We start from the raw sequence: 20277 nt of genomic DNA, 5'->3' as shown, positions 1-20277 counted from the left end.
AAAGATCATGACCAAAACGCTTTGGACCGGACGCTTCGCCGCCCTCGCAGTCCTGTCAATGGCGGCCACAGCCGCCCACGCCCACGACGCCAACATGCTGGCCGAGATGGTGCGCACAGCCAACGACCGCTTCGCAAACGTGTCGGCGGCGACCGCCGAAGGCTACGCCCCGATCCCTTGCGCCAGCGGCATCACCGGCGGCGCCATGGGCATCCACTACGTCAATCCCACCTATCTCAAGGACGATGCGGTCGACGTCGCCAAGCCCGAGGCGGTGATGTACGAGCCGATGGCCGACGGAACGCTGAAACTGGTGGCGGTCGAATACATCACCTCGAAAGGCCCGGCTTCGCTCGGCGGCCAGCTGTTCAACTTCAACAGCGCCCCCAATCGCTACGGACTCGGCCCGTTCTACGAGCTGCATGTCTGGGCCTGGAAACAGAACTCGACCGGCACCTTCGCCGACATGAACCCGAACGTCTCCTGCGAGGCGATGAAGGGGATGTAAGGCCGGCGCTTCTTCCTTCTCCCCGTCACTATACGGGGAGAGGGTGGCCCGAAGGGCCGGATGAGGGGCAGCACAGGGGTTGGCCATTGGCCGATCTCCCGCGGCTTTACTACCATGCCCCCTCTCTGAACAAATTCCCTGGCTTGAGGGTATCAGCGCAAATCCCCGAAAGCTTGCGCTGCCCTCATCCACCTGCCGGCACCTTCTCCCCGTATAGCGACGGGGAGAAGGGCTCTCTCCGCCCACGCTTTCTTAATGTGTTTTGGCTACACCAAACCCAGAAAAGAGGCGGAAAACGGAGTGAAATCGGGGTGCGCTTTTCCGCGGCGACGACAGCCGGCCGGTTTTTGCCGCAGCGCTTGGCGCTGCGCATAAGGCCGCTGCTTGGCCGCATCGATGCCGTACTGTTCACCGCCGACGAACGCGGCGAAGCCGGCCGCATGTCGATCATCGCCTTTTCCATCCGCATCATCAGCGCCGTCATCGCTTTCGTCAGCCAGGTGCTAATGGCGCGCTGGATGGGCTCGTTCGAATACGGCATTTTCGTCCTCGTCTGGGTGACGATGGTCATCGTCGGCAACCTCGCCTGCCTCGGCTTCCACACCTCTGTCATCCGCTTCATTCCCGAATACCGCGAGCGCGGCATGATGGACGAATTGCGCGGCATCGTGGTGGCCAGCCGCCTGTTCGTACTGATCGCTTCGACGCTGTTCGCCGGGCTCGGCGCGCTCGGCGTCTGGCTGTTTTCGCCGTTGATCGAAAACTACTATGTCGTGCCGTTCATCCTCGGTGTCATCTGCCTGCCGATGATCGCGATGGGCGACCTTTTGCAGGGGCTGTCGCGCGCCAATTCATGGGCGCTGTTTGCGCTGTCGCCGACCTATCTGGTGCGGCCGGTGCTGATCCTGGCGCTGATGGCGCTGATGCTGATGGTCGGCTACGCGCCCGATGCCAGGACCGCGATCTTCGCCTCGATCGCCGCCACCTACGCCACCACGCTGGCGCAGCTGATCGGCGTCACCACGCGCATGGACAAGAAAATCCCGGCCGGGCCGATGAAGGTGCATTTCGCGCAATGGTTCATCGTCTCGCTGCCGATCTTCCTGGTCGAGAGCTTCTTCTTCCTGCTCACCAATGCCGATGTGCTGATGGTCGGCGCCTATCTCGACCCCAACGACGTCGCCGTCTACTTCGCTACCGTCAAGACGCTGGCGCTGGTGCATTTCGTCTACTTCGCCGTCAAGGCCGGCGTCGCCCAGCGCTACGCGCAGTTCACCCATGGCGACCCCGACAAGCTCGCCGCCTTCGCCCGCGAGACGGTGTCGTGGACCTTCTGGCCGTCGCTGGCGATGGCGTTGCTGGTGCTGGCGCTGGGTTGGCCGATGCTGGTGCTGTTCGGCCCTGAATTCACCGCAGGCTATCCGCTGCTGTTCCTGCTGGTCTTCGGCGTCGTCGCCCGCGCCGCCGTCGGCCCCTGCGAAAGCCTGCTGACAATGAGCGGCAACCAGAACATCTGTGCGGCCGTCTATGCCATGACGCTCGCCCTCAACATCGGCCTCAACGTCGTACTGATCCCGCTGTTTGGCCTGTGGGGCGCGGCTATCGCCACCAGCTTCGCCATGATCTTCGAGGCCAGCGCGCTGTCCTTCACCGTCTGGCGCAAGCTCGGCATCGTCATGCTCATCTTCGTGCCCGCCGTACCGGCCGCCAGGGGAGACGCCTGATGGCCGCCACCCCCCTGCTCGAGGAAACCAGCGGCGGCCCGGCCGGCGCCATGGTGTCCGGCCTTGCCGGACTGCAGCGCGACGCCGATCCTGCCCATCTCGAAATCCTGGCCAACAACCGGCCGCAGCGGAAGCTGGCGATCTATCCGGCCTCCGCCGGCTTCGACCTGGTCGAGGAACTGGACTATCTCTGCACCCGCACCATCGAGCCCAACGTCTTCTTCAACCCGCGCTTCCTGGCGCCGGCAATGCCCCGGCTGGAAGACCGCGAAGTGCGGCTGGCCGTCATCCGCGACGGCGACGAATACCGCAACCGCCTGCGCCTGCTGGTGCCGTTCTCGGTGGAAAAGCCGGCGGTGCCGCTCGGCGTCCCGGTCATGCGCACCTGGTCAAGCCCGTTCGGCCCGATCGGCACGCCGCTGATCGACCGCGACGATCCGGTCGGCGTCGTCGAGGATTTCTTTGCGATGCTGTCGCGGCCGCATCTGAAGCTGCCGAAGGTCTTCGTGCTGCCCGACATGCGGCTCGACGGCGCCGTGGCAAGCCTGCTCGCCAGCGTCGCCGAGACGCGCGGCCTGACGATGGTCACCACCGGCAAGGCCGACCGCCCGTTCCTTGAAAGCGAGCTCGATGGCGACGCCTACCTCAAGGCCTCGTTACGTTCGCACCATTACCGCGAGTTCCGCCGGCTGAAGCGGCGCCTCGCCGATCTTGGCAAACTTGAGCATGTGGTGGCGCGCGGGCCGGACGAGATCCGCCACGCCATCGAAAGCTTCCTGACGCTCGAAGCCGCCGGCTGGAAAGGCCGCGAGCGCACCGCCATGGCGATCGACCGCTACCGAGCCGCCTTCGCCCGCGAGGCCGTGCACCGGCTGGCCGAACACGATCTGTGCCGCATCCATTCGCTGACGCTCGATGGCCGCACCGTCGCTTGCCTGATCGTCTTTGTCGAAGCCGGCGTTGCCTACACCTGGAAGACCGCCTATGACGAGACGCTCGCCGCCTATTCGCCGGGCACGCTGCTGATGATCGAGGTGACCCGGCAGCATCTCGATGACCCCAACATCATGATGACCGATTCCTGCGCCGTGCCTGACCATCCGGTGATGAGCCGGCTTTGGAGCGAGCGCAGGCCGGTCGGCTCGCTGGTCATCGGGCTGACGCCGGACGCCGACCGCCTCGCCCGCCAGGCAGCCTCGCAACTGCATCTCTACCGCGAGACCCGCAACATGGCGCGCATCCTGCGCAACCGCATGAAGAGCCTGCTCGGGCGGCGGTAGGCCAGAGGTGGTCTTCCAACCCAAGCAATTCGGCTCTCAACCATACACGGAGGCCGCTGAAAAGGCGCTGGATCAGCGGCAAAACACAAGCTATGGGTCGCGCCGGCAATTTCGGCCGGCCTTCACCACAAGCCATCCTGATGATCAGAACCTTTTTTCATAACGCCGGTCCCCGTGCGGCCTTCCTGCTGCTTGCACTGCTGCCCGTTGGTGCCTGGGCCGATACTTGTCCCGAGGATTGCAGCGAGCCCGCGCCGCCCATCAACATCTACCGCCACACCGCCGCCGGCCATCTCGGCCCGGCGACACTTGGCGCGCTGCCGCGCGTCTATGTGCCTAACCGCTCCTCCAACAGCGTCACTGTGATCGACACAATGACCCTGAAGGAAGTCGACAAGTTCTCCGTCGGCAGCAAACCGCAGCACGTCGTGCCGTCCTGGGACCTGAAGACGCTCTGGGTCGCGAACAATGGCACCGGCAAGAACGGCAGCCTGACGCCGATCGATCCGATGACCGGCAAGCCCGGCCCGCAGATCTTCGTGGACGATCCCTACAACGTCTACTTCATGCCGGATGGCAGCGCGGCCATCATCGTCGATGAAGCCCTGGAGCAGCTCGATTTCCGCGATCCCCATACCATGGCGCTGAAGTCGAGCCTGCCGACGCCGACCTGCCCCGGCATCAACCACGCCGATTTCTCGGTCGACGGCGCCTACGCGATCTTCACCTGCGAATACGGCAATGGCGGGCTGGCCAAGATCGACCTGAAAAACCAGAAGGTGCTGGGCCATCTCGATTTCTCGAAAATGGGCATGCCGCAGGACATCCGCCTCTCGCCCGACGGCAAGGTCTTCTACATCGCCGACATGATGAATGACGGCGTGTTCCTCGTCGACGGCGACAGTTTCAAGGAAATCGGCTTCATCCCGACCGGCATCGGCACCCATGGCTTCGTCGTCAGCCGCGACGGCAAGCGGCTCTACGTCTCAAACCGCGGCTCGCACCGGATGGAGCAAGGCAAGGCAAACGGACCGGGCAGCGTGACGGTGATCGACTTCGCCACCCGCGCGGTCGTAGCCCAATGGCCGATCCCCGGCGGCGGCAGCCCCGACATGGGAAATGTCAGCGCCGACGGCAAACAGCTATGGCTGGCCGGCCGTTTCGACAGCGACGTCTACATGATCGACACGACCTCAGGCGCCACCACCAAGATCCGCGTCGGGGTCGAGCCGCACGGCCTGACGGTCTGGCCGCAGCCCGGACGGTATTCGCAAGGGCATACGGGGAATATGCGATGAGCGCCGACGCGCTCAAGAAAGGGCCGACGCGGCCGGCGACGCGGTCACCGTGCCGGTGCCCGCAGGGCATCAATACCGGAACCTGAAACCGCTTCCAGAGCGGCCCCATAGGAAAGAACCTGTTCGTCGGCGAATCGCCGACCGACAATCTGCAGACCGACCGGCAAGCCGTCGGCCGCCAAACCAACGGGCAGCGACAGCGCCGGCAATTGCGGCAGCATGTTGAAGGGGCACGTCATATCGAGCCCCATGAAGCGGCCGTCAGGCAGCGTCGAGCTATAGTCATCGTCGGTCTGACTCACCGCCGGTGCGGTGATGGCGCAGGTCGGGCACAGCAGCGCGTCGTAGCTTTCATAGATTCTCGCCATATCGCGCCACATCGAGGTGCGCAGCAGTTCGATCCGTTTGTAGGCGGTCGCGTTCATCGCCAGGCCGCGTTCGATCATGGCGACGACGGCAGGGTCCATGTGGTGGCGATGGCCGGCAAGTTCGTTGCCGAAAAAGGCCGACATGAAGACGCACCACAGATCGAACCACTCGTCATTGACGGCCCGCGTCCAGGCGATCGGCACCTCTTCGACGACGGCTCCGGCCTTGCGCATCTCGGCAACAGCCTGCCTGAGGACGGCTTCCACCTGCGGCTGGATGGCGTAGTAGCCAAGGTCGATCGACAGCGCGAAGCGCTTGCCTTCGAGCCCACCCGTATTTGCTGCAGAGATGTCGAACGCGATCGGCAGCGAGGAGATGTCCTCGTCGCTGCCGCCTGACGTCGCCGCCATGAAGGCGATGGCATCGGCGACGCTGCGCGCCAGCGGCCCGAAATGCGAGATGTTGTCGAAGACGCTGGGCAGGATGGTCATCGGGATGCGCCCGAAACTTGGCTTCAATCCAACCACGCCGCAGAAGGCCGCCGGAATGCGGACCGAACCACCCATGTCGGTGCCTTCGGCGAACGGTACGACGCCCATCGCCACGGCGACCGCCGACCCGCCCGAGGAGCCGCCACTGGTGCGCTCGGGATTCCACGGATTGCGGGTAATGCCCCAGCGCGGGCTGTTGGTGAAGCTGGAGAAAGCAAATTCAGGCGTCGTCGTCTTGCCGATCAGGATTGCTCCGGCCGCCTCCAGGCGGCGGATGCAAAGTGCCGTCCCGGACGGCACCCAATCTCCCCGCGTCCACGAACCGAGAGTGGTCAGGTCGCCGGCGGTCGGCGTCAGGTCCTTGGCTGCGAACGGCACGCCGTGCAACGGCCCGGCCGCTTCACCACGTGCCACGGCCTGGTCGGCGCGCCGCGCCGCTTCCAGCGCCTGGTCCTGGCGAATGACGGCAAACGCGTTGAGCGTCTCGTTGACGATCCTGGCGCGACGGATCGACTCGGCCACGACGGCCTCGGCGCTGAACGCGCCAGAACGGATGCCGTTGGCGATCTCGACGGCGGTCAGGTCCAGTGGATGGGTCATGGCAAGGTCTCCAGCGGCTTCCTAGACGGGGTGATTGCGCGTGAAAGGGAAAGCGTGCTTCTTCTGTCCAGCGGGACCTGCCCAATTTCGCAAGCGCGCCCGAAGAAGAGGCTTGCCGTTACCATGAAGTCCGCTGCCGGAGTCCGGCCTCCGTCCTTCGATGTCTGGAATGCCAGCCTCGGCGCGGCGGTGGCCGCGATCGGCGTGCGCGGATTTCCCGATGCGCTGGCGGCGGCGTTGCGCCTGCTGGCGCCCTTTCAGATGATGAACGGCTTCCTCTATTCGCCGGATGGCCACGCCTTCGACCTCTACAACGACAAGATCGTGGCCGCGCGATCGATCATCGTCGACCGTTATCTTGCCGGCGCCTATGTGCTGGATCCGTTCTACGATGCCGTGCGCGGCGACAGCAGCCAGCGCATGATCGTCATGCGAGAGTTGGCGCCAGACAATTTCCTGCAGACCGAATATTACCGCCTGCACTACGCCACGACCGAAATCGTCGACGAGATCGGCTTCGTGCTGAGGCTGGAAAACGGCTTCACCGGCGTCCTCTCGCTGTCGCGAACCGGGACCGCGGCGCTGTTTTTCGGCGAGGAGTTGGATCTGTTCAGATCCGCTGCTCCGGCGATCTGCGCGCTGGCGGCGCGGCACTGGTTTCATGTTCCCGGCCTCTCGCTCGACATCAAGAACACAGTTCCCGCGGCGAGGATCGAGCATCCGCTGCTGACCCGGCGCGAGCTTGAAATCGTCACCTTGATCCTCAAGGGACATTCCAACCTTTCGCTCGCCGCGGTGCTTTCGCTATCGCCCAACACGGTCAAGGTCCATCGCCGGCAGGTCTATTCCAAGCTGGCCATCTCAAGCCAGGCCGAGCTGTTCCGGCTGTTCCTCGCTTGAGGTGGATTTGAAGCGCACCAATAAATCCATTCGAACTCGATGCGCCAGGACCCGGCACCGTCGGGTCTCGCTGCTTTGCTATTCGGCGAAATCCATTTCCGGCGGCGCGCTCTGGAAGAAGCTCGTGAGGTAGGTGAGATAGACTACGCCGACAGCCAGCCAGACGAGGCCGAGAACCTTGGCATTTCCATCAAGGTTCCACAGCAGGAAGAGGTCACAGACTGCCGCCAGCGCCGGGATGACGAGACCGATCAGCACGCCGAGCGGGTGAACCTGCTGATCGCGCTTCAGGTAGAGCGCGATCACCGAGACGTTGACGGCCGTGAAGGCGAGGAAGGCGCCGAAATTGATGAACGAAGTCGAGGTGGTGACGTCCATGGTCAGCGCCGCGAGGCCGACCACACCGACCAGGATCAGGTTCAGGATCGGCGTGTGCCATTTCGGATGCAGGCTGCCGAAGAAAGACGCGGGCAACACAGTGTCACGGCCCATGGCGTAGAGCAGCCGGCCGACGCTCGCTTGCGCGGCAAGACCCGAGGTGAACTGCGCCACCACCAGCGTTGCCAGGAAGATGGTCACGAAGAGGTCGCCACCGATCGCCTTGGCGATTTCGGAGGCGGCAGCGTCGACCGAGGCGAAATCCGCACCTGGGTGGGCCAGTTGAGTGAGATAGGCCGAGACGATGAAGATGAAGCCGCCGGCAAGCGCGACGATCAGGATCGCCTTCGGCATGGTGCGCTTGGCATCCCTGGTCTCTTCGGTCAACGTCGACACGGCGTCGAAACCCAGGAAGGAGTATGCTGCGATGGCAGCACCGGCGACCGAGGCCGAGAACGGCACGCCGGTCTTGAAGAAGGGCGTGACGGAAACCAGTCCGCCAGGGCCGTTGAGCGCGATCACATAGCGCGCCGCCAGCACCAGGAAGACCACCAGCACGGCAAGTTGCACCAGCATCAGGATGAAGTTGACGCGATTGGCAAAGGCGATGCCGATGACATTGACCAGCGTCGTCACCGCGATGAAGCCAATGATCCAAACCCAGCTCGGCACGGCCGGAAAGGCCGCAGTGAGATAGGCGGCACCAATCAGCCAGATCACCATCGGCAAGAAGAAATAGTCGAGCAGAACAGCCCAGCCGACGAGGAAGCCGACGCTGGGATTGATCGACCGGCGGGCATAGGTATAGGCCGATCCGGCAACCGGATAGACCCGTGCCATGACGCCGTAGCTGATGGCCGTCAACAGGATGGCCGCGGCCGCGACCAGATATGCCATCGCGGTCGTTCCCTGACTTGTCGTCGCCAGCGCGCCGAATGTGCCGAAGACGATCATCGGCGTCATGTAGGCGAGGCCGAAAAGCACGACGGACCAGAGGCCGAGCGCGCGGTCGAGTTTGATTGTATCGTTCATTGTTCCGCCTCCAGGAGGGTTGTGTCCGATGCTTTTTCTGGAGACCGGGGCGGACTTGACATCGAACTGTTCCGCGCAGGCTTCCGTTCGCATTCTTTCAAGATGCCGCGAACATGACTTAGCCGGCGCAGCGCGACCATAACCCCAAGGGATTATGCGGCACTCGCTGCCCGATCCTGTGTGTAAGTTCGGCCACGCCGATCGATCCTATGAGAACCGGCCTGGTACGCCACGGCCTGACGGTCTGGCCGCAGCCTGGCCGGTACTCGCAGGGGGCATACGGGGGATATGCGGTAGGGTGCCACTACGGGAAAATGGTGCTCTTAGCCGGACCACCCGCGATCTTCGGGACGTCGCCTAGCCTGACGCGACTCGCGGGAGAGGGCATCGTGCAACCGCGACGATCACTCCGGCACGCCGGAGATGCCCAGCGCCTCGACGTAACGCTCGGCGAACACCTTGTCCCGCCACGGGTTGATCTGTCTCTGCAGGGTGAGCGTGTAGATCGGGAACGCCTCCATCAGACGCCGCGCCGCCGCCTGCGCCTCGTCCAGCCGGTTGAGTTTGACCAGCGCCATGATCACCACCCGGTGCGAGGTGCCGTAGTTCGGCATCTCCTGCAGCGCGCGTGCTCCCCATGCCAGCGCTTCCTCATAGCGCTCGAGCATCAGGTAGCTCATCCCGATGCCGGAGAGCGCGATGCCCTTCTCTGGGTCGACCGGGCTCAGCCGCATTGCCCTGTGAAAATGCTCGATCGCGACGAGCGGGCGGCTGGAATGTGCGTTCACCCAGCCGCTGCTCGTATGGCCCTGCGCCGAATTGGGGTTGAGCAGCAAGGATCGTTCTATCGTGCCCAACGCCATCTCGTAGTCCTTCGCGCTGTAGGCGAGCACCTGCGCGGCGAAGCGTAGGCTCGTGGGGTCGTCGCGCGCTTCCGCCAGTACCTCGCGCGCCATGCGCACGGCGACCCGGACATCGTCGGGCTCATGCCAGCACTGGCTCACGGATACGCTGCGGATATAGGCGCCAAGCCCCTTTGCCAGGTTGAAGCCAGGGTCGATGCTGAGCGCCTCGTTGGTGAGCCGGCGCACGTCGGCAAAGCCTTCGCGCGTCATGCTGTAGAAGCGCGGCAGCGCGCGAAGATAGAGGTCGTAGGCGCTGATGTAGTCGGTCGGCTTCATGCGCGCCTGCTTGATCTGCTCCAGCCGGATGCTCGGCTCGACAGCGCCGACGACGCTCTCTGTCACCTTGTCCTGCAGGTCGAAGATGTCGCTCACGTCGCCCTCGAAGCGGTCGGCCCAGACATGGTGTCCGCTGATCGCGTCCACCAACTGCCCACTGATGCGCACCCGCGATCCTGCTTTGCGGATGCTGCCTTCGAGCACGTAGCGGACGCCCAGCTCGCGCCCGACCTGGCGCAGGTCCACCGCCCGGCCCTTGTAGGTGAAGGACGAGTTGCGGGCGATTACGAAGAAGGAGTTCACCCGGCTCAATCCCGTGATGATGTCCTCCACCAGCCCGTCGGCGAAGTATTCCTGGTCGGGGTCGCCGCTCATGTTGGTGAAAGGCAGAACCGCGATCGAGGGTTTTTCGGGCAGGGGAGGCGGTGCGCCCACCAAGGCGCTGGCGTCGGTCTCGACGCGGTAGGCGCGCACAGGCCGCTCGATGTTCTTGAGGCGCAGGTCGCCGAGCGGCGTGAAGCCGCAGTCGAGCTTGCCCTGAAGGTGGTCGTAGGCGGTGCCCGAGACGACCACGGTGCCGGGATCGGCGATGCTTTCGAGACGGGCGGCGATGTTGACCCCGTCGCCGTAAAGGTCACCGTCCTCCTCGCAGACCACGTCGCCGAGATTGACGCCGATGCGGAAGCGAATCCGCTCTTCCTCGGGCGTCTCCGCCTCGTGTTCTGCCAGGGCCTGCTGGATCGCCATCGCCGAGGTCACCGCGTTAACGACGCTCGCGAACTCGCACAGCATGCCGTCGCCGGTGAGCTTGACGATCCGACCCTGGTGCTCGGAGATCAGCGGTTCGAGGAGGTCCTTGCGGTAGATCTTCAGCCGCTCGAGCGTGCCGCGTTCGTCGCGCTCCGTCAGGCGCGAATAGCCGACCACGTCGCAAGCCAGGATCGCTGCGAGGTGGCGCTGCGTGGTCACTGCGCCGCTCAGCGGGCCGCCCCGCGTCCATGTCCGGCCAACTTCCAGACGCCTCACGTGCATGGTATCCATCTCTCCCAGTCTCTGCCGGTCGCCGATACGGAACGGAGAACGCAGCTTGACCTTGCCCTCACGATATTTCGCTATCGCGCTTGCCAGGCGTGGAGCGTTCCAGTCGCCGCGCTAACAGCCAACCGACGACACGCCCACGCAGTCTCTGGGACGCTGATACGCCACTCCCAGAAGGCCGGAGATATTTCCTGCCCTGTGTAACCGGCTGACGCCACCGTGGCGGTGCTTTTGTATCAGGCATCACACCAGACGTTCGCGCTTAGAGGTGGTGAGGCCGGCAAATGGGGTAAGCGGGATTGGTCAATCTGATGACGGATGCCTTCGCCTTGTCGGCCAAGGTCCAGGCTGGACTCGACCCGTCATAGAGGGTGCCAACGAGGCAGTCCAAGGTGGATTTCTGGGTGGATCAAGATCCACCGTGTTCCTTTATCCTACTGGAAATAGGCCATTTCCAGTAGAGAAGTGGTGCCCCTAGCCGGGGAGCAAAAATTGAACCTTTTCAATGGTCACCTTTAAGAGTGGGGCAGAATGAGCTAATCAGAATCCTTATGCTTTTCGTCTGACTTGTCTCACCGCGAATGGAGCCAGGTTAAGCACGTCGATCTGTCAGCTGAAACGAAAAATCGTGTACAGGTCACGAGCTCAGACGGCATTGTTCGGGACGAGGGGGTCGCAGGTTCAAATCCTGCCACTCCGACCAGAAAAAACAGACACTTAGGTGTTTGTTTCTCCCGACACCCCACAGATTTCCCCACAGAAAAACGGAAAATTCAGGCGCCTGCTTCATCTAAGCAGCGTTCATTCACCGACAGTTGTCGGATGACTGCAATAGGCCGATTCAGGTCGGGCGGCTTTCGAGAACCGCCCTGCGAAAGCAGACGCTGATCGGTAGGGGGACTGGTTCCGATGTGTGGCCTTTTATGGCTTGCCATCGCCTTCAGCTCGAGTCGGGTGCTTCAAAAGCCCTCACTCGCGCTCTGCCAGTTGGGCGGCGTGGCGAATGGCGTGCACCGCTGCGGGGCTGGTCACGGGATAGCTCCTGATGAAACGTTCGACAGAAAAGTCCGGGAACTCAGCCTTCAAGCGGGCTTCGGTCCTGGCCGCCTCGGCGGTTTCGCCCACGGCCGCATGCGCCAATGCCAAAAACAGCAGCACGTTAGGAGAATCCAGTGTACTTCTGCGCAGCGCCGCGATGGCTTCTCCGTGCCTACCGGCCGTGAACAGGATACGGCCCAGCATGCCGAAATACCAAGGTGGGGCCAACGGATTGAGGCGCATGGCGCGCTCAATAAGCGGCATCGCCTCGGCTGGATCGCCAGCGACCAGCGCCTTGCTGCCGGCCAGTAGCGCCAGCGTATCAGCATGGTTGGAGCCATATTCGAAGGCGCGGCGATACGCGCGCTCCGCTCCTGCGAGGTCACCGAGACATCCCTTGAGATCGCCAAGGCAATTGCAGGCAAGGCTGTCCATCGGATCGAGCAGAATCGCAGTTTCAGCCGCCGTCCGCCAGTTCTCGATCGAGCCTTGCGCGTCGTCGCTGAAGCCGTTGGCACCCTCGATCGAGTAGGTGTAGGCAAGCGCGGTCCAGGCTCTGACTAATGTGGGATCAAGCTCCAGCGCGCGTGAGAACAGGCGTATCGCTTCGGCAGTTCCAGCGCGGCTGAATGTGTCTTGCTGTTCAACACCAAGCAGATAACAGTCGTAGGCCCGCAGACTGGCCGGGGGTTTGCGGCGAATCGCGTTACGACCGACCGTCGCAAGGGCTCCGTAGCTGCCGGCGATCACATTGATGACGCTTTCGGTCAGGCTGTCCTGCAGCGTAAATATGTCCTCGACCGGACGGTCGTAGCGCTCGCGCCACAGGCTGACACCGTTGCCTGCGTCGGCGAGCTCTATCGACAACCGGACCCGCCGCTCGTCGGCGCGCAGTTGGCCCGAGACGATGTAGGTGGCGCCAAGCGCCTTGCCGTTGGCGGCGAAGTCGGCGGGCTTGCTGTCCAGCGATTTCATGGTGTGGAAGGCGATAACTGGCACATCGGCGTAGCGTGCCAGGTCGATGGTTATGTCCGACGACAGGCCGTCGGCAAAGCGGCGCCAGCGCTGTTCCGAATTCAGGCATTCAATCGGGAATATGGCGAGCACCGGCGATGTGTCGGGCAAAGCGGAGCCGACTGGCTGCTGGCCGGCGACGGCGTTGATATGGGAGGCAAGCGCCACCTTGTTGCGCACTCCAAGCTTTTCATAGATCGCGGCCAGATGGGTGCGGACGGTCGAAGGGGCGATGAACAGCGCCTCGCCGATCTCGCGATAGGTCAGTCCGGAGGCAAACTTCTCCGCCACCGCGCGCTCGCGGTCCGATAGCGCGTCGGCCGGTGAAGACGTCGCGATGCGGCTCATCAAGAAGTTCCCTGCCATCGGATAGGCACGGTTACAACTGCTACCGCAGCAAAATACTACAAATGCAGGAGGCAGAATACGGCACCTGCACGATCCCACCGCAGGCGAACGAGATGCAAGGTCATTGCCTGCAGCGACACGCTGCAATCAGCCAAGGGAGTTTTCGATGCGTCCTGTTGCAAGAGTGCTGGCATACGCGATCCTGGGTTTTTCCGCCGCCCCGTCGTCGTCCTCCGCAAGCGGATGTAGGCAGCTGCTGGAGTCCGATGTGAAAATCGCCAGCATGCGTGGTTATGCCGACATCCTGGCCAGTGCTGCTCGCAACGGCTGGGACTACGCGCCTGAATTGATAGTCAGCGGCTCAAAGCGGCATTTCGACGAGATGAAATTCCGATTGATCGATATCGGCTATGAGATCGTCCCGGTCGGCCACCGACTTCAATGCGACATCGCAGGCTGATCGCCAAGTTGTGCTGGTACTCGGTTTCAGAATTGAGACATGAGCACAAACGTTCAGGAGAAGGCGGCCGGAAGCTGATCGACCGGTTGTAGGTCAAGGCGAGAAGAAGCAGACACTCCGCCGACGACCGCATCTCGGACGTATTCCTATCTGCAATAGCTCCGAAAACCGGCGCTCAGGTGCATCACCAAAGCGGCCGCTCTGCGTGATGAACGGACGTTGCAGATCGCCAAACTTGACGCTGGGCTGGCCAAAGCCGACACTGAGCAGAGAAAAAACAGGAGCACCTCGGTGGGAGGGCCCGACTCCGACTCTGTGATGACGATCAGCTCGCTCCGATCCGAGTTGACAGCGGCGCGCGAAGAGAATCAGGTACGCACTGCGGAGGTCGCCAATCTCCTTGAGCAGCAGAATGCGACGAGTGCGATCCTCAGGGTGATCGCCGCGTCGCCGACCGACATCCAACCCGTCCTGCAGGTCGTGGCGGAGAGTGCTGCGCGCTTTTGCGACACCTACGACGCCGGCATTTTCCTAGCGCGAGACGGGACACTATTCCCAAAAGCGCACTACGGCCCCATCAACTTCGACTTCGAACCGATGCCGGTCGGACGCGATTGGGTCTGCGGTCGCGCCTTCGCCGACTGCAAGACTGTGCATGTCAACGACATAGCGGTAGCAGGTGCCGAGTTTCCTGTCAGCCAAACACTTGCCGAAAAGCTTGGCCACCGCACGATGCTCGCAACACCTCTAATGCGGGACACGGAAGCGATCGGCGCGCTCGTTATCAGGCGCATCGAGGTCAAGCCTTTCAGCGAGAAGCAGATCAAGCTGCTCAAGATTTTCGCCGACCAAGCGGTCATCGCCATCGAGAACGTGCGCCTGTTCGACGAGGTGCAGGCGCGTACGCGCGACCTCGGCGAGGCGTTGGAGCAGCAGATCGCGACCGCCGATGTGCTCAAGGCAATCAGCCGGTCGGCCTTCGATCTCCAACCGGTACTGCAGACGCTAGTCGACTCTGCAATACGCCTGGCCGCGGCCGACATGGGCGCAATCACGCTGCGCGTTGGCGATACGTTGCGGTTCATGGCAGGCGGCGGGCAGGCTGCTGAGCTGCATGCATACGAACGGGCCCACCCACATGTCGTGGGACGAGGGACGTTCCAGGGCCGCGCCGCGCTGGAGGGATTGACGATCCATGTGGCGGACGCGCTTGAAGACCCGGAATACGAAAGGCCGGAAGCCGCAATCATCGGCAGTTTCCGCGGAGTACTTTCTGTTCCGCTGAAGCGAGGTGAGGAGACCATCGGCGTATTCGGCATGGCGCGGCGCACGATCGGGCTATTTTCACCGCGTCAAGTCGAACTGGTCGAGAGCTTCGCCGACCAGGCCGTGATCGCCATCGAGAATGCCCGGCTGTTCGAGAAAGTCGAGGGGCACAATCGTGAGCTGACCGAGTCGCTGGATCAGCAGACAGCGACCGGCGCAATATTGCAAGTGATCGCCGGGTCTCCTACGGACATTCAGCCTGTGCTGGACGCCGTCGCTGAAAGTGCGGCTCGGCTCTGCGACGCCTATGACGCAACCATCTATCTGCTGCGCTCCGACAGGCTGGCTGTGGGAGCGCATCACGGACCGATTCCGATTGACAGTGCTGGCTTGCCGGTCGCGCGCGACATCGTTACCGGCCGCGCCGTATTGGATCGGGTGCCGGTCCACGTTCACGACTTGACCATCGCTGGAGAGGAGTTTGCAACTGCCCGAACGATGGCTCAACGTCTCGGTTTTCGTGCGATTCTCGCCACTCCGCTGTTGCAGGAAGGAAAAGCAATCGGAGCGCTCATGATCCGGCGCATCGAGGCGCGGCCTTTTAGCGACAGCCAAATTGGCCTTCTCAAAACTTTCGCCAACCAGGCCGTCATCGCGATCGGCAATGTGCGGCTCTTCGAAGAGGTGCAGGCTCGCACCGCCGAGCTTGGCGAAGCATTACAGCAGCAGACCGCGACCGCGGATGTGCTCAAGGTCATAAGCCGCTCCGCATTCGACCTGCAGAGCGTCCTGCAGACACTTATCGATTCTGCTGTGAGGCTTTGCGGTGCGAAAACGTCTGGCATCTTTATGCGCGACGGCGATGTCTTCCGGCTTGCGGCAGGCTACGACCAAACCCCGGAGTATCGCGCGTATGAAGAGGCGAATCCGAGTCCGATCAGCCGACAATCCTGGGTCGGCCGAACAGCACTCGACAAGGCAGTCGTCCATATTCCGGATGTTACCAAGGACACAGAACATGGCCTTCCCGAAGCTCCGCGACTCGGAGGTTATTCGGCTGTGCTCTGTGTACCGCTCATGCGCGAAGGATCGGTAATTGGCGTCTTCGCAATGACGCGACCTGAACCCGGGCCCTTCACCGATAGCCAGATCGAACTTGTCCAGACCTTTGCCGACCAGGCCGTAATTGCGATCGAGAACGTCCGCCTTTTCGAGGAGGTGCAGCAGCGGACACGGGAGGCCACAGAGGCGCTGGAGTACCAGACGGCGACCAGCGATGTGCTTAGCGTTATCAGCCGCTCGCCCACCGATGGGCAGCCAGTGTTTAATATGATCGCGCAAAGCGCCGCCCGTCTATGCGAGGCGCAGTTCTGCTTTGTCTACAGATTTGACGGCGAGCTTCTGCATTTCGTCGCGCATCACGGCATCACCGAAGAAAGCGTCGAGATCGTGCGCAACACCTTTCCCGTGGCACCTACTCGCGGCAGCGCTGCCGAACGGGCAATTCTATATCTTGACGTGGCGCAGATCCCGGACCTCACCTTGGATAGTGAATTCACGCATCGCGCCGCGGCGGCTTTTTCGGGCCTGCGCAGTGCTGTCGCCGTGCCGATGCTGCGTGACGGCCTGCCTATCGGTTGCATAGCAGTCGGGCGTGCTGAGACGGGCTTTCTTGCCGCTAAGCAAGTCGAACTTCTGAAGACTTTCGCCGACCAGGCCGTAATCGCCATCGAAAATGTCCGCCTGTTTGATGAGGTCAAGGCTCGGACTGCGGAGCTAAGCGAGTCGCTTCAGCAGCAGACAGCGACAGCAGACGTGCTCAAGGTCATCAGCCGGTCGGCCTTCGACCTGCAGAACGTCCTTGACACCCTGGCAGAGTCCGCCGCGCATCTCTGCGACGCGGACATTGCCGATTTCTATCGTCTGGTCGACGACGGATTTCAGTGGACCACGACCTTCAGCCGAGATCCGGAAGCGGCCCGTGCCCATACCAAGATCATGCGCCAGCCGGGGCGCGGATCGGTGTCGGGGCGCGTTCTGCTGGAACAGAAAACCGTTCACGTACCGGATTTCGAAGCCGATCCCGAGTTCACCTTCACCGACGTGGCGCGGCAGCGCGGCGTTCGCTGCATCCTCGGCGTTCCGCTCCTGCGCGGTACGGAGCTGATGGGGTTGCTTCTGGTCATGCGCAAGGCGCCCGGACCGTTCTCGCCAAAGCAGATCGAGCTGGTCGAGACTTTCGCCGACCAAGCGGTGATCGCCATTGAAAATGTCCGCTTGTTCGACGAGGTACAGGCCCGCACGGGGGAATTGAGCGAGTCGCTACAGCAGCAGACGGCGACGGCCGACGTGCTGAAGGCGATCAGCCGCTCTACGTTCGACCTGCAGCCGGTTCTCGACACGCTGGCGGAATCAGCGGCCAAGCTGTGCGACGCGGACACGAGCGTCATCTTCAAGCGCGACGGCGATCTCTACCGGTGGTCGGCCGAGTACGGCAATTTGCCTGAAGCCGCGGTTTTCGCCAAAGCCAATCCTTTCGCCGCCAGTCGCGACAGCGTCACCGGACGGGTGGCCCTCGAAGCCCGCGCCGTTCACGTTTCGGACGTGCTCGCAGACCCGGACTACGGGGCAACGCAGCTTCAGAAGCTCGGTGGCTACCGGACCATTCTATGCGTTCCGATCTTGCGCGAAGGCGCACCGGTCGGCGTGTTCGCGCTGACGCGGTCACAGGTGCGGGACTTCACGCCGAGGCAGATCGAGCTCGTCGAGACGTTTGCCGACCAGTCCGGCATAGCGATTGAGAACGTCCGGCTGTTCGACGAAGTGCAGGCGCGTACCCGCGAATTATCACGCTCGCTCGAAGATCTGAGGACCGCGCAGGACCGCCTCGTGCAAACGGAGAAGCTCGCCTCACTCGGCCAGTTGACCGCCGGTATCGCCCACGAGATCAAGAACCCGCTCAACTTCGTCAACAACTTCTCAGCCCTCTCCGGCGAACTCATCGATGATTTGAGCAATGTACTGGCCGGAGCGCCTTTGGAGGCGTCCGTGCGCGAAGAGGTCGCCGAGCTGACAGGCATGCTCAAGAGCAATCTCGACAAGGTGGTCCAGCACGGCAAGCGGGCCGATTCCATCGTCAAGAACATGCTGCTGCATTCGCGCGCGGGTTCAGGAGAGCATCATCCGATCGAAATCAATGCCGTCGTGGAGGAGAGCCTGAACCTTGCCTACCACGGGGCGCGCGCCGAAAAGCCAGGATTCAACATCACCATGACGCGGAATTTCGACCCGCAGGCGGGGGATGTCGATCTCTACCCGCAAGAGATCACGCGGGTGCTTCTCAACCTCATCTCCAACGGCTTTTATGCAACGGCCAAGCGTAGCGCCGCGGCGAATGGCGCGGGCTATGAGCCGACGCTCTCCGCCACCACCAGGAATCTCGGCGACCGTGTCGAGATCAGGATCCGCGACAACGGCACCGGCATTCCGCCGGAGGTGAAGGAGAAGATGTTCAATCCATTCTTCACGACCAAGCCAGCCGGCGAGGGCACCGGGCTCGGCCTGTCACTCAGCCACGACATCGTCGTCAAACAGCATGCCGGCACGATCGACGTCGACAGCCAACCAGGCGAGTTCACCGAGTTCCGGATTGTGCTGCCGCGCGTTGCGGCCTCGCTCGCAAAATCGGGAGGTGAAGTATGAGCCTCCTCATCCTGGTCGTCGACGACGAGCCCGACGTCGAGCCGCTGTTTCGCCAGCAGTTCCGCCGCGACATCCGAGCCAGCCGCTTCACTATGGAGTTCGCGCAATCGGCGGTCGATGCGTTGGAGCAAATCGACCACGCCGAAGGGGTGACACTGATCCTGGTGCTGTCCGACATCAACATGCCCGGCATGAGCGGGCTCGAGCTGCTGCCGAAGATCAAGGTGCTGCGGCCCGACGTCCCGGTCATCATGATCACCGCCTATGGCGACGCCGAAACCAAGAGCAAGGCGTTGGAGAACGGTGCCGAAGCGCTGCTGACCAAGCCGATCGACTTTTCGGCGCTCAGGCAACAGATCGAAACCCGGCTGGGAATGGTGGCGTGACGGCGCGCATCCTCGTGGTCGACGACGAGCCCGATCTTGAGGTCTTGATCGTCCAGAAGTTCCGGCGTCAGATCCGCGACGGTGCGGTCATTTTCCTGTTTGCCAGCGATGGTATGGACGCCCTGTCCGTCATCGACGGCAACAGCGACATCGACATGGTGCTATGCGACATCAACATGCCCCGTATGGACGGCCTGTCGCTGCTGGAAAAGCTGCAGCAGGCCGAGGGGCAGCAGCTTTCGACGGTCATCGTCTCCGCTTACGGCGACATGGCCAACATCCGCACGGCGATGAACCGCGGCGCCTTCGACTTCATCACTAAACCGATCGACTTTGCCGACCTGGAGACCACGATCGCCAAGACCTTGAAGCATCGCGAGGTGCTGCACGAGGCGCATCGGCGGCAAGCGGTCGCGGAGCGCGCGCATGCATCGCTGTCGCGCTACTTCTCGCCCAATCTGGCCGAGCGGCTGGCCGGCGACGCCGACGGGTTGGCGCTAGCCGGGCAGTGGCGCGAGGTCGCCTCGCTGTTCACGGACATTACCAGCTTTACCACGCTGGTGGAAACGATCGACCCTGCCACGCTAGGCGCGCTCCTCAACGACTATTTGGCCAGCATGACCGACGTCGTGTTCGCGCATGAAGGCACCGTAGCCAAGATCGTCGGCGATGCGCTGCATGTGCTGTTCGGCGCGCCTGGCGAGCAGCAGGACCATGCGGCGCGCGCGGTTGCCTGCGCGCTCCAGCTCGACGCGCTGTCGCAATCGTTCCGCGATAGCTGGCGCGACAAGGGCGTCACGGTCGGTACGACCCGCATCGGCGTCCATGCAGGTCCGGCGCTGGTCGGAAATTTCGGCGGAGGCCGCTTCTTCGACTACACGGCCTATGGCGACACCATCAATATCGCGGCGCGGCTGGAAAGCGCCAACAAGCAGCTGGGCACGCGTATCTGCGTCAGCGGGAGCGCGGCTGCAAGGGTCGACGGCTTCCGTGGACGGCCGGTCGGCGATCTGATGCTGCGCGGCAGGGCCGAGGCGCTGCGCGCGTTCGAGCCATTGTCGTCAAAGCAGTATGATGATCCTTCGACGGCGAGCTATCTCGAAGCCTTCGGCAGATTGGAGGCCGGCGATGCAACCGCGCTTACGGCTTTCGCCGCGCAGATCGGCAAATGTCCGGACGACCAGCTCGCCAGCTTCCATCTCAAGCGGCTGCTCAACGGCGCCAAGGGAACGCGGATCAGCCTCGACTGATCTTAGCGCCTGTC

At 62.9% G+C, this 20277-nt stretch carries 13 protein-coding genes; 9 read left to right on the top strand and 4 right to left on the bottom strand.

Annotation, left to right across the window (positions count from 1 at the left end):
* Positions 1–7: 7 nt before the first annotated feature.
* The 4 genes from AC1DXU_RS25575 (at position 8) to AC1DXU_RS25560 (ending at position 4810) form a co-directional block, all read left to right on the top strand.
* Positions 8–508 carry a hypothetical protein gene (locus tag AC1DXU_RS25575; RefSeq protein ID WP_477373434.1) on the top strand — a complete coding sequence of 167 codons (501 nt, stop codon included), beginning with the start codon at positions 8–10 and terminating at the stop codon, positions 506–508.
* A 311-nt stretch (positions 509–819) separates the two neighbouring features.
* Positions 820–2232: a lipopolysaccharide biosynthesis protein gene (locus AC1DXU_RS25570; protein ID WP_477373432.1), complete on the top strand. Its 1413-nt coding sequence runs from the start codon at positions 820–822 to the stop codon at positions 2230–2232.
* On the top strand, positions 2232–3512 hold the full coding sequence (locus tag AC1DXU_RS25565) for a GNAT family N-acetyltransferase (protein WP_477373430.1): 1281 nt from the start codon (positions 2232–2234) through the stop codon (positions 3510–3512). The genes AC1DXU_RS25570 and AC1DXU_RS25565 overlap by 1 nt, the downstream gene beginning before the upstream one ends.
* Before the next feature lie 140 nt (positions 3513–3652).
* On the top strand, positions 3653–4810 hold the full coding sequence (locus AC1DXU_RS25560; RefSeq protein WP_477373428.1) for a YncE family protein: 1158 nt from the start codon (positions 3653–3655) through the stop codon (positions 4808–4810).
* 44 nt (positions 4811–4854) lie between these two features.
* Here the strand turns inward: AC1DXU_RS25560 and AC1DXU_RS25555 are convergent, their stop codons facing one another.
* Positions 4855–6270, bottom strand: coding sequence for an amidase (locus tag AC1DXU_RS25555; RefSeq protein WP_477373426.1), 1416 nt, complete (start codon positions 6268–6270; stop codon positions 4855–4857).
* A gap of 123 nt (positions 6271–6393) precedes the next feature.
* On the opposite strand from AC1DXU_RS25555, the gene AC1DXU_RS25550 reads away from it, so the two are divergent.
* Positions 6394–7170, top strand: a complete 777-nt coding sequence (locus AC1DXU_RS25550) for a helix-turn-helix transcriptional regulator (RefSeq protein ID WP_477373424.1) — start codon at positions 6394–6396, stop codon at positions 7168–7170.
* Between the two features lie 78 nt (positions 7171–7248).
* Here AC1DXU_RS25550 and AC1DXU_RS25545 read toward each other — a convergent pair whose 3' ends face one another.
* From AC1DXU_RS25545 to AC1DXU_RS25535, 3 genes are all read right to left on the bottom strand, one after another.
* A complete protein-coding gene (locus tag AC1DXU_RS25545) occupies positions 7249–8580 on the bottom strand; it encodes an APC family permease (protein ID WP_477373422.1) in 1332 nt (443 codons plus the stop codon).
* Between the two features lie 404 nt (positions 8581–8984).
* Positions 8985–10730 carry an adenylate/guanylate cyclase domain-containing protein gene (locus AC1DXU_RS25540; RefSeq protein ID WP_477373420.1) on the bottom strand — a complete coding sequence of 582 codons (1746 nt, stop codon included), beginning with the start codon at positions 10728–10730 and terminating at the stop codon, positions 8985–8987.
* A gap of 1038 nt (positions 10731–11768) precedes the next feature.
* Positions 11769–13346: a LuxR C-terminal-related transcriptional regulator gene (locus AC1DXU_RS25535; protein ID WP_477373418.1), complete on the bottom strand. Its 1578-nt coding sequence runs from the start codon at positions 13344–13346 to the stop codon at positions 11769–11771.
* Positions 13347–13365: 19 nt separating this feature from the next.
* Here AC1DXU_RS25535 and AC1DXU_RS25530 point away from each other — a divergent pair, with 19 nt between their 5' ends.
* From AC1DXU_RS25530 to AC1DXU_RS25515, 4 genes are all read left to right on the top strand, one after another.
* On the top strand, positions 13366–13659 hold the full coding sequence (locus AC1DXU_RS25530; RefSeq protein ID WP_477373416.1) for a hypothetical protein: 294 nt from the start codon (positions 13366–13368) through the stop codon (positions 13657–13659).
* A 219-nt stretch (positions 13660–13878) separates the two neighbouring features.
* Positions 13879–18627, top strand: coding sequence for a GAF domain-containing protein (locus tag AC1DXU_RS25525; protein WP_477373414.1), 4749 nt, complete (start codon positions 13879–13881; stop codon positions 18625–18627).
* Positions 18624–19013: a response regulator gene (locus AC1DXU_RS25520; protein ID WP_095081778.1), complete on the top strand. Its 390-nt coding sequence runs from the start codon at positions 18624–18626 to the stop codon at positions 19011–19013. Before AC1DXU_RS25525 ends, AC1DXU_RS25520 begins: the two co-directional genes overlap by 4 nt.
* Entirely contained in the window at positions 19010–20263 is a 1254-nt protein-coding gene (locus tag AC1DXU_RS25515; RefSeq protein WP_477373412.1) for an adenylate/guanylate cyclase domain-containing protein, read from the top strand. The genes AC1DXU_RS25520 and AC1DXU_RS25515 overlap by 4 nt, the downstream gene beginning before the upstream one ends.
* The last annotated feature ends 14 nt before the right edge of the window (positions 20264–20277 follow it).

This window comes from Mesorhizobium sp. P3_A10, from assembly GCF_056403175.1.
The sequence above is the reverse complement of the archived record's forward strand: the minus strand, read 5'-3'. Positions and strand labels throughout refer to the sequence as shown.

Coding starts and splice junctions, on each gene's coding strand:
- AC1DXU_RS25550 (WP_477373424.1), top strand. CDS start 6,394: ATGAAGTCCGCTGCCGGAGTCCGGCCTCCGTCCTTCGATGTCTGGAAT.
- AC1DXU_RS25530 (WP_477373416.1), top strand. CDS start 13,366: ATGCGTCCTGTTGCAAGAGTGCTGGCATACGCGATCCTGGGTTTTTCC.
- AC1DXU_RS25565 (WP_477373430.1), top strand. CDS start 2,232: ATGGCCGCCACCCCCCTGCTCGAGGAAACCAGCGGCGGCCCGGCCGGC.
- AC1DXU_RS25555 (WP_477373426.1), bottom strand. CDS start 6,270: ATGACCCATCCACTGGACCTGACCGCCGTCGAGATCGCCAACGGCATC.
- AC1DXU_RS25560 (WP_477373428.1), top strand. CDS start 3,653: ATGATCAGAACCTTTTTTCATAACGCCGGTCCCCGTGCGGCCTTCCTG.
- AC1DXU_RS25520 (WP_095081778.1), top strand. CDS start 18,624: ATGAGCCTCCTCATCCTGGTCGTCGACGACGAGCCCGACGTCGAGCCG.
- AC1DXU_RS25575 (WP_477373434.1), top strand. CDS start 8: ATGACCAAAACGCTTTGGACCGGACGCTTCGCCGCCCTCGCAGTCCTG.
- AC1DXU_RS25545 (WP_477373422.1), bottom strand. CDS start 8,580: ATGAACGATACAATCAAACTCGACCGCGCGCTCGGCCTCTGGTCCGTC.